Source organism: Brevibacillus sp. HB2.2 (genome assembly GCF_013284275.1).
In the GTDB taxonomy this organism is placed as follows: Bacteria; Bacillota; Bacilli; order Brevibacillales; family Brevibacillaceae; genus Brevibacillus; species Brevibacillus brevis_D.
The window spans coordinates 1-12,473 of the sequence record NZ_JABSUV010000055.1 but is presented as its reverse complement, the minus strand read 5'-3'; the positions used below and the strand labels follow the sequence as shown (position 1 = coordinate 12,473).

Sequence of the window (12,473 nt, the reverse complement as noted above, 5' to 3'; positions counted from 1 at the left end):
TTAAAAAGGCGCCCTTATTAGGATGTATCGGCGGGAGTCGGGAAAATAATGAGAGTGGAGGTCAAAAATGGTTTACTTACGAACGATCAAGCTGCTGCGAGAGAAATTTCCCAACACGAAAGAATATCCATTTCACTTGCCTTCCTTGCGCAAGCTGGAAGAGATTGAGCTTGCGAGCAGTGTCACTTTTTTTGTAGGAGAGAATGGCTCGGGTAAATCGACCTTATTGGAATCCATTGCCTATCAATGCGGTTTTCACACGGCTGGAGGATCGCGTCACAACTTTTATGAGGTGCATCGCTCGGAGGCGATTTTGGGTGACTACATACGCCTTTCCTGGCTGCCTAAAATAACGAATGGCTTTTTCCTACGAGCGGAGAGCTTCTACCAGTTTGCCAGCCATATCGATGAGATGGGCCCGAAAAGCTATCAACATTACGGCGGACGCTCGCTGCATGAGCAGTCGCACGGAGAATCTTTTTTCTCGTTGTTTGCCAATCGCTTTAACGGCAGGGGAATCTACCTGCTGGATGAGCCCGAGGCTGCTCTTTCACCGAAGCGTCAAATCGCTTTTTTGTATATGATGCGTGATTTGGTGGAAGAAGGAGCACAATTTATCATTGCGTCCCACTCGCCGATTCTATTGGGCTATCCCGGAGCGACTATCCTTAATTTTGACGAATCGCCGGTACAAGAGGTGAATTATCGCGATACAGAGCACTATCAATTGACGCGCCGTTTCCTGGAGAAGCCCGATTTATTTTTAGATGAAAAATAATTTTCATTCTTCCTGTCACAAAACTCGCCTTGGCGGTTTCTATTAGATGAACGAAGCAGTAGAGGCATTCGTTAATGGCGCACGCGGGAAGGAGGAATCCAGTGGAGGTGCAAGCAAACCTGGTGATGAACCATGCTCGAGTAGAGGATCATACAGATTCCTTTCAAGAATTGTTTACGACTTATTATCCGTTTGTAGTCCGACAGATCATGCGAATTGTGAAAGATCAACAAACGGCAGAAGATATTGCACAGGATGTATTTCTTTCCTTTTACCATACCGATCGCACGGTGATCGAACATATCCCGGCATGGCTGTCCAAGTCCGCGCTCTACGCAGCGTACAATTATCTTCGTTCAGAAAAACGCAGGTACGCAAGACAAGAGCGAAGTGCATCCGAGCAAGAACACGTCAGCCCTTCTTCAGAAGAGATGTGGCTTGCAAAAGAGTCCCAGAGTATCGTTCGCGATGTGCTAGAGGAGCTAGACGAGCGGGAACGAACCTTACTGGTCATGAAATATTCCGGATTTCCTTATGCGGAGTTGGCGAAAGCGACTGGCACGCAGATCAGCTCAGTGGGAACACTCCTCGCGAGAGCGAAAAGTAAATTTCGTACCATATATGGCCGGATGAGGGGGGAAGAGGAATGAAATGTGCCGATACAGGCTTTATCCAGACGTTCTTGGATGGGGAATGCAGCTCAAAAGAAAGTAAGCAATTCCTGCTTCATCTGGAGTACTGTGAAACCTGCCGCACACAGCTGAACGAACTGTCCGCGTTGGATAGCTGGACTCGTGAGAAGATGGAGCATGCTTTTTCCGAGACAAACGGTGGGAAGGTCAATACGGAAGCAGCGTGGCAGCGATTCTCACAATCCATCGAGAAAACGACTGACACCTATGCACAAGAGCGACAAACGATAACCAATCGAGCAACAATGAGAAGGAGCTGGAATCAGATGAACAAGCAAACAAAAAGATGGGTAACAGGTGCTTCGGCAGCAGCAGTACTGGCTGTGTCCCTGTCTTTCCCCCAAGTACAAGCAGCAGCGAACGATTTTCTGTCCATTTTCCGCATGGATAAAGTAGAGTTTGTCAAAGTGACGCAAGAGGATCTGCGAGAGGTCGAACAATGGATCGCTAGCGGCAATTGGGGCGAGACGGAACTGCCTGGGATCGGAAAAATCTGGATGGATAAAAACGATCAAGAGAAACTTGAGCAAAGAAGCCACTATTACAACAACAAGGAATCCGCTGAAAAGGCTGGCGTGAAGCTGCCACAGCTGCCGCAGGACGTCACGGTGGATAGTGTAGAGATCCAATCACCTTTTACTATGCACATGGAGATCGATGCCGATCGTGCAAACAAGCTATTGGCGCAATTGCAGGTAGAGGCGCGCTTTGATGAAAAGCTGAGTGGTAAACGCTTCTCCTTGAAGATCCCACAGATGCAGAAGGTTTGGATGACCGCAGGAAAAGAAAGCTATGGCTACTCTGTCATGGACGCACCTGAGCTAACTGCTCCTGAGGGAGTCGATCTGGCACAGCTTCGCGAGACAATCTTGGCCCTGCCGTTCATTCCTGATCAAGTGAAAAAGCAGATGATTAGCATTGAAGACTGGCAACATACCCTCCCTGTACCATACATGGCAGACGGCGAGAGTAAGATGAAGGAAGTAAAAGTGAACGGTCAAAAGGGAATGCTGATCACAGGTAAATACAATGTGCATCTGATGTGGCAGCAGGATGGACACATTCACATGCTGGAAGGCAGCGAAAAGAACGCGGATGGGCTGTTGGATTTTGCCAATCAGCTGAAATAAGGAAATAAATAGTCGGGCATTGGCAGAGTTTTCCTGAAAAGGGGGCTCTGCTTTGTCCCGTTTGTCATGGAGAAAGTGAGGTAAGCGATGTCAGATTATGTGATTGAGACCTGGGACTTGACCAAGCAATATAACGGCAAGGCCGGCTGCAAAAATATTACGCTACAAGTACCGCGCGGCTCCGTATTTGGTTTCCTCGGGCAAAATGGAGCGGGTAAAAGTACCTTTGTCAGGACGATGCTCGGGTTATTGCACCCAACGAATGGCAAAGCGGTTATGCTTGGGGAGCCGATTGGTAGTGTAGAATCGCGAAAAAAGGTAGGGTACTTACCAGAGCTATTCCGCTATCCGGATTGGTTGACAGGTCAACAGCTTTTAGAGCATCATGCCGAGTTGTGTGGATTAACACATCGCGAGAGCAAAACAGTCATAAAAAATGTCGTTGAGCTGGTCGGAATGGCTGGACGTGAGCGTGAACGCATCCGGGGCTATTCCAAAGGCATGCAGCAGCGTATCGGGATTGCCTGCGCCCTCTTATCCGATCCAGAGCTAATCTTTCTCGATGAGCCGACCTCCGCGCTGGACCCAATCGGGCGAAAAGAAGTGCGTGAGCTGATCGCGCGGCTTCGTGACCAAGGAAAGACGGTCTTTCTCAACAGTCATCTCCTGAGTGAAATGGAGAGCGTGTGCAACTACGTCGGGATCATTCACCGCAGTGAGCTGGTCGTACATGGCGACTGGCGCAAGCTGAGCAGCGTCCAACCGCAAATTGAATTGACTGTGGAAAAGGATAGCGCTGGCTTTCATAACGAGCTTCCTTCTTTCGTCACAGAGAGTCGTCTCGTTAGACAAGAGGAAGACCGTGATACATGGTTATTGACGCTGGATCAGGACAATCGGGTACCCGCTCTGTTGCAACAGTTGATCGCATCCGGGGCTGGGGTACATGAAGTCGTCCGCAAGCAGCAATCACTGGAAGATGTATTCCTGTATTGGGTGCAGAGAAAGGAGGGAGAACGACATGTGGCCGATCATCAAAATCACGTATAGAGAAATGATCTCCAAGCGTATTTTCACGATTACGCTGATCATGTCACTGGCCTTCTTGCTGCTGTTTGGACTTGCCACAGGCTATGCTGTCAAGGAAATGAAGGACTCATTCGGGGGCGCAGGTCCAGAAGCTTTGCTGCAAAAAAACTTCTTTTCCACGCAGCTCTTGGGAATGGGCTTGTACTTTGGCTCCGTCATTACGGCACTCCTGGCGATTTTGAGCAGTGTCGGGAGTATTGCATCTGAAATCGAGAGCCATCAAATCGACACGTGGCTGGCCCGCGCCCTTCCTCGCTACAAATATGTATTGGGGAAATTTTTCGGGTTGGCAAGTATGTTGGGGCTTTACGCACTCCTGATGTTTGCCGGACTTTTGGCGATCAACCAATGGGTGGGTGGCGGTGCGTTGGCTGTTCAGGTAAGTGGAGCCCAAATCCTGAAAGCAGCAGCTTTCTTCGTAAGTATGCCGATCATTCTTGTCTGTGTAGCCATGCTCTTGAGCAGTATAACTACAACAGTAACAGGCGGTATTATCCTGATCATTCTGTATGGGATCAGCTTCATCGGTGGCTTTATCGAGCAGCTTGGTGTTGCCTTTAGCAACAGCTCACTCACGAACATCGGGATTATTTCCAGTCTGGTTTTTCCAACCGATTCGTTATTCAGGCAAACGACGCTCTCCCTATTTGACACGGCTGACGATCCGTTGTCCTTTGCTTCGCAAGGAATTTTCGGGACGACATCTCCTCCGAGTACTGCCATGCTCATCTACACCATTCTCTATGGCATCGTGGCGTTGGGGTTGTCCATCCGGGTGTTTCAAAAGCGGGATGTATAAAATACAAGAAAGAACGGCTGATTCGTGCCGTTCTTTTTCTTTTCCCTTGATTTTTATGACGTTAATAGAGGAAATGCGGTTAAAACAGTTTATGCGCATATTCTATTCGGATTTTTACGAACATTGCTATAATGACAGCACGATATGAAAGCGCATTCTTGCAAGGGGGAACTCGCGTATGCTGGCATTACTTGGATTTCTCATGGTAGCCATTTTTATGTACTTGATTATGTCGAAACGGCTCTCGGCATTGGTTGCTTTGATTGTTGTTCCTGTTGTATTTGCGTTGATTAGCGGATTTGGTACAGAAATTGGAGACATGATGCTTGCAGGCATCAAGAAAATTGCGCCTACGGGAATCATGCTGTTGTTTGCCATTCTGTACTTTGGAGTCATGATGGATGCAGGTCTGTTTGATCCATTAATTAAAAAAATCGTAAAAATGGTGAAAGGTGACCCACTGAAGGTGATTGTAGGTACAGCGATTCTCGCTACCTTGGTCGCACTGGATGGAGATGGAACCACGACTTATATGATTACCGTTACCGCGATGCTGCCTTTGTATCGGAAGCTGGGAATCAGACCGATGATTTTGGCAGCCATGGCGATGCTCTCGCTCGGTGTCATGAACATGACGCCTTGGGGTGGACCGACAGCACGTGTTATGAGTGTACTCCACATGGATGTTTCCGAGATTTTTGTCCCTGTGATTCCTATGATGATTGGCGGAATTGCGTGGGTGATGATCGTAGCCTGTATTCTGGGCAAACAAGAGCGTAAGCGTCTGGGGATTATTGAGATACCAGATGAAGATTTGAAATCGCTTGCAGGACAAGAAGTGGCAGCGACGGATGAGACCGCTGCACTGAAACGTCCGCGCTTGATCTGGTTCAATCTGTTGTTGACCGCAGCCCTGATGATCGGCCTGATTACGAGCTTTTTGCCACTGCCGACGCTGTTCATGTTCGCTTTTGCGATTGCCCTGTTTGTGAACTATCCGAAAATGCAAGATCAGAAAGAGCGAATTGCCGCCCACGCTGCTAACGCACTGGCTACCGTGTCCATGGTTTTCGCGGCGGGTATCTTTACAGGCATCCTGACTGAAACGAAAATGATCGATGCGATGGCGAGCACACTCGTTTCCTGGATTCCGGATTCACTTGGTTCCCATATGCCTCTACTCGTAGCGCTGACAAGCATGCCATTCACGTATTTCATGTCGAACGATGCGTATTACTTCGGGATCGTTCCAATCCTGGCAAATGCAGCAGCCGCTTACGGAATCGATCCGGCGGAAATTGGTCGCGCTTCCATCCTGGGTCAACCGCTGCATGTACTCAGCCCGTTGTTTGCAGCACAGTACCTGCTGATCGGAATGGTTGGGGTCGATTATGCAGAAACCCAAAAGTTCATCCTGAAATGGGCGTTTGGAACATCGATCGTGATGATTGCGCTTGCTCTTCTTACCGGAGTCATCTCATTTTAGTCAAAGATAAGAAGGAAAAAAGGAAAAAGAGGCCTACTCATGGCCTCTTTTTCGTCATCGAGCGAAATGAGATACAATGAGAAGAAGAGGAGGGAACGATGTGCGTTTTCACAGCAAGCTGATGTTGATTATTTGTTCGCTCCTTTTTGGTGTGACGGTCATACTCGGTACAATGTTTGAGCAGATGCTGGCGGGCGTATTGGAGCATGAGATCGGGACGCGCGCACTGCATACCGCCAAGACCGTCGCGCAGATGTCCGAGATCAAACAGGCGTTTGACACAGAAGATCCCGCCAAGATTATCAATCCAATCGTGGAAAAAATACGCGTGGACACAAATGCGGCTTTTATCACAGTAGGAAATTTGCAAAGCATTCGCTATTCCCATCCTGATCCAGAGCAGATTGGCAAAAAGATGGTGGGAGGCGACAATGAGGCAGTATTTAAAGGGCAATCTATTATCTCTGAGACAGTCGGCTCGCTTGGCCCTGGACTCAGAGGAAAGACACCGATCTATGATGAGGAAGGAAAGGTGATGGGGGTCGTTTCGGTCGGCTTCTTGTTTGAGGATATAAATGAGACAATCGAATCGTATCGCAATCGAATCTTCGTCATCGGCATCGTCACCTTGCTCTTGGGTGTGGTGGCTACGCTCATTCTTTCACAAAATGTAAAAAAAGCCATATTTGGTTTGGAGCCTGAACAAATCGGGCGATTGTATCAGGAAAATCAAGCCGTGCTGGAATCGATTCGCGAAGGCATTGTGGCGGTCAATAAGGATGGAGCGATCACACTCGCGAATCAGACCGCTCTCCATATGCTGGGGCAAGCGAAGGATAATGACAGGATCATGGACAAACAGGACGAGCTGGTTCGGTCGTTGGGCCTTCATGAGGTGATTGAGACAGGGAAAGCCGAATTTGACCGCGAAACGAAAGTGGACGAGCACATATTAGTGGTGAACCGGGTCCCGATTATGGATAAGGAGCGCCATGTTTTGGGCGCGGTAGCGAGCTTTCGCAATCGGTCCGAGCTGTTCGAGGTCACACAGGAGCTGTCACGAGTGAAGGAGTATGCGGAAGTCCTTCGTTCCCAGACGCACGAGTATTCCAACAAACTGCACCTCATATCAGGACTCATCCAGCTCGAATCGTATCAGGAAGCCATTGAAACGATCTCTTCTGAGTTGAATGTACATGTGCACAATACGACGTTTATTATGCAAGAAGTCCCCGACCCACTGATAGGTGGCTTGTTGCTCGGGAAGCTGAATCAAGCCAACGAACGCAAAGTGGAATTGAAAATTGATCCAGAAAGCAACTTCCGTGACATTCCAGCCTCGATTGATCGCTCACAGCTGATTGTCATTCTTGGCAATTTGATAGATAATGCGATGGACGCTGTAAAAGCTCCGGGTGCATTTGCACCAGAAATCACGATCTTTTTGCTCAATATGGAAGAGGTCCTGCTCATCGAGGTAGAGGATAGAGGGCCAGGCATCTCCGAAGAAAATGCTGAACGAATCTTTGAGTTGGGCTTCTCTACCAAACAACAGCCGAATCATGGCTACGGACTGCACTTAGTCAAACAAGCTGTTATTCATGTACACGGCAATGTTACGCATACAGGTAATCCGGTAGGTGGAACAATTTTTACTGTGACGATACCAAAGGATGCACTCACGGCAGAACGGGAGGAGGCCGTACTAGATGATACGGGTACTCATTATTGAGGACGACCTGAGAATCGCAGAGGTAAACCGACGCTTCGTGGAAAAAGTGGAGGGGTATGAGGTGATTGGCATTGCCACGAATGGACAAGAGGCCAAAGACCAAATGGAAATTTTACAGCCCGATCTCGTGTTGCTCGACATTTATTTTCCGGATATGGACGGCCTCGATTTTTTGTCGATCATAAAGGAGCAGTTCCCTACAACGGATGTCATCATGCTGACCGCTGCCAAAGAAGTGGATGCGGTTGTAGAGGCGATCCGCTACGGTGTATTCGATTTTATTACCAAGCCGCTTATTTTTGCACGCCTGCAACAAACGTTACGGAATTACCAGGAGTTCAGGCAAAAGGTCAGTGATTGGAAAAAAGACAGCGATCAGATCAGTCAAACCCAAATCGATGAACTCATTGCCCGTACAGGCCAAAAGAAGACACCCGAGACAAAGGCAGTAAAAGGAATTGATCAAATTACGTTGGACAAAATCTCTGGCTTTCTCATGCAGACACAGGAGGCCACAACGGATTTAGTCAGCAAAGAAACAGGCATCAGCCGTTCAACAGCAAGGCGATACCTCGAATATTTGGTAGCCAAAGGAGACGCCATCGCAGACCTTTCGTACGGTGTCGTCGGACGTCCAGAACGCGTGTACAAAAGCGTCGGGCGGCAAAAAGAATAAAAAAACCCTCCGTGCAATCAAGGAAGTTCCAAAGCTTACTTGAGAGCATGGAGGGTCTTTTTTTTTGTACACATGATTTTTGACAAGTATTTAGAAGGTTCCGATGAACCAACAAAAGCTGGCGAGAAGAAAAAGCGCAGGGCTCGCAGACCTTGACAACGCCTACCCAGTCGGAACTACCAAAAGGGGACCACGCTTGTCGAACACTTCTTCCCTGAGAATCTTCCGCCCGTAGGGTGGCTTTGGCTCGACGGTCCCCTTATGTTGACTCAAAACCCGGTTCTACTTAATCACACAGCTCGCTTCCACCCGATAAATACGCTGCCCACGAGAAGAAAAGCGCTCCTCGTACTCCGTCATCACATTATCCACCGCCAGCTTGGACTGGTGCAGGTCAAAGGTGATATTGCGCATCTGGAAACGCTCCGCAGCAAATTGGTTGAGTGAAAACTCAAAAAGGTTCTCATTGTCTGTCTTCATATGAAGCTCACCGTCTGCCACAAGCACCTGACGATACGTGTTCAAGAAGCTTTTGTAAGTAAGACGGCGTTTCGCATGACGGGTTTTTGGCCACGGATCACTAAAGTTCAGATAGATGCGAGAAATTTCATGATCGGCAAACAACTCGGTCAACTTGGAAGCGTCGTACTGAACAAAAGCCAGATTCGGAATAGCTTTGTACTCCGTACGCTGGACAGCGCGCAGAACGACCTCTGCCTTCAGTTCAACCGCAATGAAATTGATGTCAGGGTGACGCTCGGCCAATGTATTAATGAAACGTCCTTTTCCACAGCCGATCTCCACGTGAATCGGATTGTTATTCCCGAAGCGTTCCTTCCAATTTCCTTTATAGGAAAGGGGATTGTCTACGAACGTCGGATATTCTCTCAGGGCCGCTTCGGCACCTGGAATGTTACGCAGTCGCATATGTGCCTCCTTCAAAACGAACTCCTATCTACTTTACGATGACTCCCTGCTAGTTGCAAGTAGAGAGAGAAGAAAGAGAAGCGAGATTCCGGAGGCAGATTACGTGAGAAAGGTGCGAAAAGGGGTTTTTTGTAAAAGGAACTAGGACGAAAGTCGCATATAGCACGGATTTTAACATAGGATGGCTGGATAAATTTTGCCAATTTGAGAGGGACATTCTGGTAGGAAAATAGACTGAAAATTTGAGGAACGCCTGTTAAATCAAGCGCGAAGGCGTCAAGCGGTAATTGTGTCCAGTTGAAAAAATCATTTTTGGCAAGTTTTTGGTAATTTCATAGTGTGTGGGCTTTGGTAAAGTAGAGAACAAGTGAGAGGTCAGCCAAACTTTGCATAAAATGGTCCCCTGTTGAGCAGGGATCTTTTTCAAAAGAAAAGGGAGGATGAACAGCATGAAATTACATAAAGCCCTCATAGGAATCGTAATGGGAGTAGCATTGGGAGTCACAGCGATTGTCGCTCCGCTGCCAGGAGAGAAAAATGTAGCTGAGGCGGCATGGACGCAATCCAAGGCGGACAAAGTCATTGCCACGGGAAGAAAGTATATGGGTACTCCTTATAAATTCGGTGCGAGCAGCAATACCACAGCCGTTTTTGATTGCTCTTCCTTTACAAAGCGCGTATTTAAAGTCGCAGTCGGCAAGAGCTTGCCACGCACTTCTCGCGATCAAGCCAAGGTAGGAACGAGTGTGTCCAAGTCGAACCTGAAAAAAGGAGACCTGGTGTTCTTCAAGGCGAGTAAAACGACGACGTCCAAACGGATCACACACGTGGCGATCTATGCAGGTAACAACAAACTCCTTCATACATATGGAAAACCAGGAGTGACGTATTCGACCTTTAAGGGCACGTCCTGGGAGAAACGCTTCGTTTCGGCACGGCGAGTCTTGTAATCTACCCGTCTGGCTCTCTACTTACTAATACGTCTCGCACGCGGTAAAGTTGCGATGAGCGAATAGGCAAGTTTTGTAAATAGGATAGGGAAAAGGGATGATCTATTGCAGATCATCCCTTTTTGCTGTCGCGCGAAACTCAATCGGATCTCTTTGCAGGCCGAGCATACTTTTGCCGCCAATAAAAGAAACAGGAAGCAAGAAAGAGGGGGATGGAGGCAAGCAGCATCACTTCCTTGGCCGTAAGTCCGCATGCGATCAATAGACTCGTTATCGCCTGTGAAATCGGCTGCAAGCCTAAAGAGGAGAGCGAAACCAAACTCATGACTTTCCCCAACGAGGCTTGTGGCACCTTTTCCTGAACAAAAGAGAGAATCGGAACATTAATGAGAGAAAACGTGACGCCGAGCGTAAATAGAATAAGCAAGCTGAGCCAGAACTGTTGGGTGAGACTAAAAGCAAAAAAGACAAGTGCTTGCATGATCATGAAAAGAAAGGCGATCTGCAACCTGTTTTGGCCTAGTGTCGTGAGTGTGAGCACGATTGCCCCAGCAAGCATGCCAAAAGCGAGTGCCCCTTCCAAAAAGCTGTACTGCAGCGTAGAACCAGCTAGCACCTGATCTACAAAAATCGGCAAGCCGATATATAAGGGGCCCATCAAAAATACGTTCAAGCAGATGATGGAGGTCAATAGCAAGGGAAGGAAATCTGATTGATTGACATAGCAGAAGCTTTCCTCTATAGATTCCTTGAGTCGTTGCTGTGGTTTGGAAAGAACTGCTGGTTCCTGTTTCGGCATGCACCATGCAGATACACTTGCAACCAGCAGAAGCAAGCCAACAAAGCCGTATAAAAGGGGGTAACTTCCCCACTCAATCACAAAACCGGCAAGAACAGGACCGAGCAGTTGTGAGGTTTGGTTTGTCGTTTGTAGCACAGAATTCGCTCGCAAAAGGGAGGAAGAGGGTACGATTGACGGAAGGAACGAATTTTGAGCTGGCCAATAAAAGGCATCAATGGTACCGAAGAAGAGAGCGAACCAAATAAATAGCGCCAGCGAGGAATACCCCCACCAGATGATTCCTCCAAGCAACAGCATCAAAAGTGCTTTCAACATGCTTGTGATTGACAGGATTCTCTTTTTGCTCATCCGATCAGCGAGCGTTCCGCCTATCAGCATGAAGACGATCCTGGGAATGGTTGCCGCCATAAATACGATGCCTAATGAGGCCTCCTGAGATAAAACCTGGATGATATACCAGGTTTGCGAGAAAAGAAAGAGTGAGATACTGAGTCCGGAACAAAGGGCGGAAATCCAAAGAAGAGTAAAAGGTTTCGTAAACAAGCGGGATGTATCCGCTGAGGGAAGGCTAGATTGCTTGGGGACAGCTTCCATGGAAATTCACTCTCCTTATTATTAACCGGTTAAATAATATTAACCGTATGTCCGAAAGAAAAACCTACTCGAATAGGTTTTTCATACACATGTAGACTCATCGTATTACAAGTTCCTTTGTTACTCCTGTTCATCCTTTTTAAATAACGGTTCATCAATTTGAAATCCCGTAATCATCAGGTAGTAATCCTGCTTCGAAGAGGGGTCATCCAGGGAGCTTTGCTGCAATTCGTGGAGTAGGCTCCGGTATTTTTGCAAAAAGGACACAAACGCTTGCTCACTGACTCTGACTTCAGACTGTAGGGAGATGCGCGGCCATTTCTCGACTTCCGTTGATGTCAGTGCAAAGGCTTCATCAGGAGCACTGAGCGCTCTTGTTTTCGCCCGTTGCAACACTTCGACATAGGATTGTCTGGTAGCCTCCTTCGACTCCGTATACGTGAGCAGATGATCAGCGGGTATGAAGCCTTTTGCCACCGCCTGATAGTATTTGAGAATGTTGCCGCCCTTCTCTTCCTTTTTAACCAGCTGGATGATGCCATGCTTCTCCAACTCACGCAGGTGGTACAGAATCTTCGCACGAGATAGTCCAAAAAGCTGGGAAAGCTGTTGCCCCGTGTGCGGCTTTTCCACCAGATGCATTAGCATTTTCGTGCGTAACGGGTCACTGATTACTTTTAGCTGATCGTAGTTTTCGATGATAAAAATCGACTTTTGCTCCAATATGCATCACAATCCTTTTAACCAGTTAAAATTTATTAACTTGATTGTATGAGGGAATAGATGGAAAAGTCAATACAAAAACCCTTCCTGAGTGA

General features: G+C 47.8%; 12 protein-coding genes. 9 read left to right on the top strand and 3 right to left on the bottom strand.

What is annotated here, in order from left to right:
• Positions 1 to 67 precede the first annotated feature (67 nt).
• From HP401_RS35150 to HP401_RS35115, 8 genes are all read left to right on the top strand, one after another.
• A complete protein-coding gene (locus HP401_RS35150; RefSeq protein WP_172141521.1) occupies positions 68 to 778 on the top strand; it encodes an AAA family ATPase in 711 nt (236 codons plus the stop codon).
• A gap of 101 nt (positions 779 to 879) precedes the next feature.
• Entirely contained in the window at positions 880 to 1,428 is a 549-nt protein-coding gene (locus tag HP401_RS35145; protein ID WP_142497827.1) for an RNA polymerase sigma factor SigX, read from the top strand.
• Positions 1,425 to 2,600: an anti-sigma factor family protein gene (locus HP401_RS35140; RefSeq protein ID WP_173607272.1), complete on the top strand. Its 1,176-nt coding sequence runs from the start codon at positions 1,425 to 1,427 to the stop codon at positions 2,598 to 2,600. The genes HP401_RS35145 and HP401_RS35140 overlap by 4 nt, the downstream gene beginning before the upstream one ends.
• A gap of 87 nt (positions 2,601 to 2,687) precedes the next feature.
• Entirely contained in the window at positions 2,688 to 3,650 is a 963-nt protein-coding gene (locus HP401_RS35135) for an ABC transporter ATP-binding protein (RefSeq protein WP_173607271.1), read from the top strand.
• Positions 3,622 to 4,488 carry an ABC transporter permease subunit gene (locus tag HP401_RS35130; RefSeq protein ID WP_015892531.1) on the top strand — a complete coding sequence of 289 codons (867 nt, stop codon included), beginning with the start codon at positions 3,622 to 3,624 and terminating at the stop codon, positions 4,486 to 4,488. Before HP401_RS35135 ends, HP401_RS35130 begins: the two co-directional genes overlap by 29 nt.
• A gap of 178 nt (positions 4,489 to 4,666) precedes the next feature.
• Entirely contained in the window at positions 4,667 to 5,974 is a 1,308-nt protein-coding gene (locus HP401_RS35125) for a CitMHS family transporter (RefSeq protein ID WP_173607270.1), read from the top strand.
• A gap of 100 nt (positions 5,975 to 6,074) precedes the next feature.
• Entirely contained in the window at positions 6,075 to 7,706 is a 1,632-nt protein-coding gene (locus HP401_RS35120; protein WP_483862075.1) for an ATP-binding protein, read from the top strand.
• On the top strand, positions 7,684 to 8,382 hold the full coding sequence (locus HP401_RS35115) for a DUF977 family protein (RefSeq protein ID WP_173607268.1): 699 nt from the start codon (positions 7,684 to 7,686) through the stop codon (positions 8,380 to 8,382). Before HP401_RS35120 ends, HP401_RS35115 begins: the two co-directional genes overlap by 23 nt.
• A 282-nt stretch (positions 8,383 to 8,664) precedes the next feature.
• Here HP401_RS35115 and trmB read toward each other — a convergent pair whose 3' ends face one another.
• Complete coding sequence (gene trmB, locus HP401_RS35110; RefSeq protein ID WP_173607267.1) at positions 8,665 to 9,309, bottom strand: tRNA (guanosine(46)-N7)-methyltransferase TrmB; 645 nt, start codon at positions 9,307 to 9,309, stop codon at positions 8,665 to 8,667.
• Positions 9,310 to 9,758: 449 nt separating this feature from the next.
• Here trmB and HP401_RS35105 point away from each other — a divergent pair, with 449 nt between their 5' ends.
• Positions 9,759 to 10,259 carry a C40 family peptidase gene (locus HP401_RS35105; RefSeq protein WP_015892523.1) on the top strand — a complete coding sequence of 167 codons (501 nt, stop codon included), beginning with the start codon at positions 9,759 to 9,761 and terminating at the stop codon, positions 10,257 to 10,259.
• 139 nt (positions 10,260 to 10,398) lie between these two features.
• On the opposite strand, the gene HP401_RS35100 is transcribed toward HP401_RS35105, so the two are convergent.
• On the bottom strand, positions 10,399 to 11,655 hold the full coding sequence (locus HP401_RS35100) for an MFS transporter (RefSeq protein WP_173607266.1): 1,257 nt from the start codon (positions 11,653 to 11,655) through the stop codon (positions 10,399 to 10,401).
• Positions 11,656 to 11,775: 120 nt separating this feature from the next.
• Positions 11,776 to 12,378: an ArsR/SmtB family transcription factor gene (locus HP401_RS35095; protein ID WP_173607265.1), complete on the bottom strand. Its 603-nt coding sequence runs from the start codon at positions 12,376 to 12,378 to the stop codon at positions 11,776 to 11,778.
• Positions 12,379 to 12,473 lie beyond the last annotated feature (95 nt).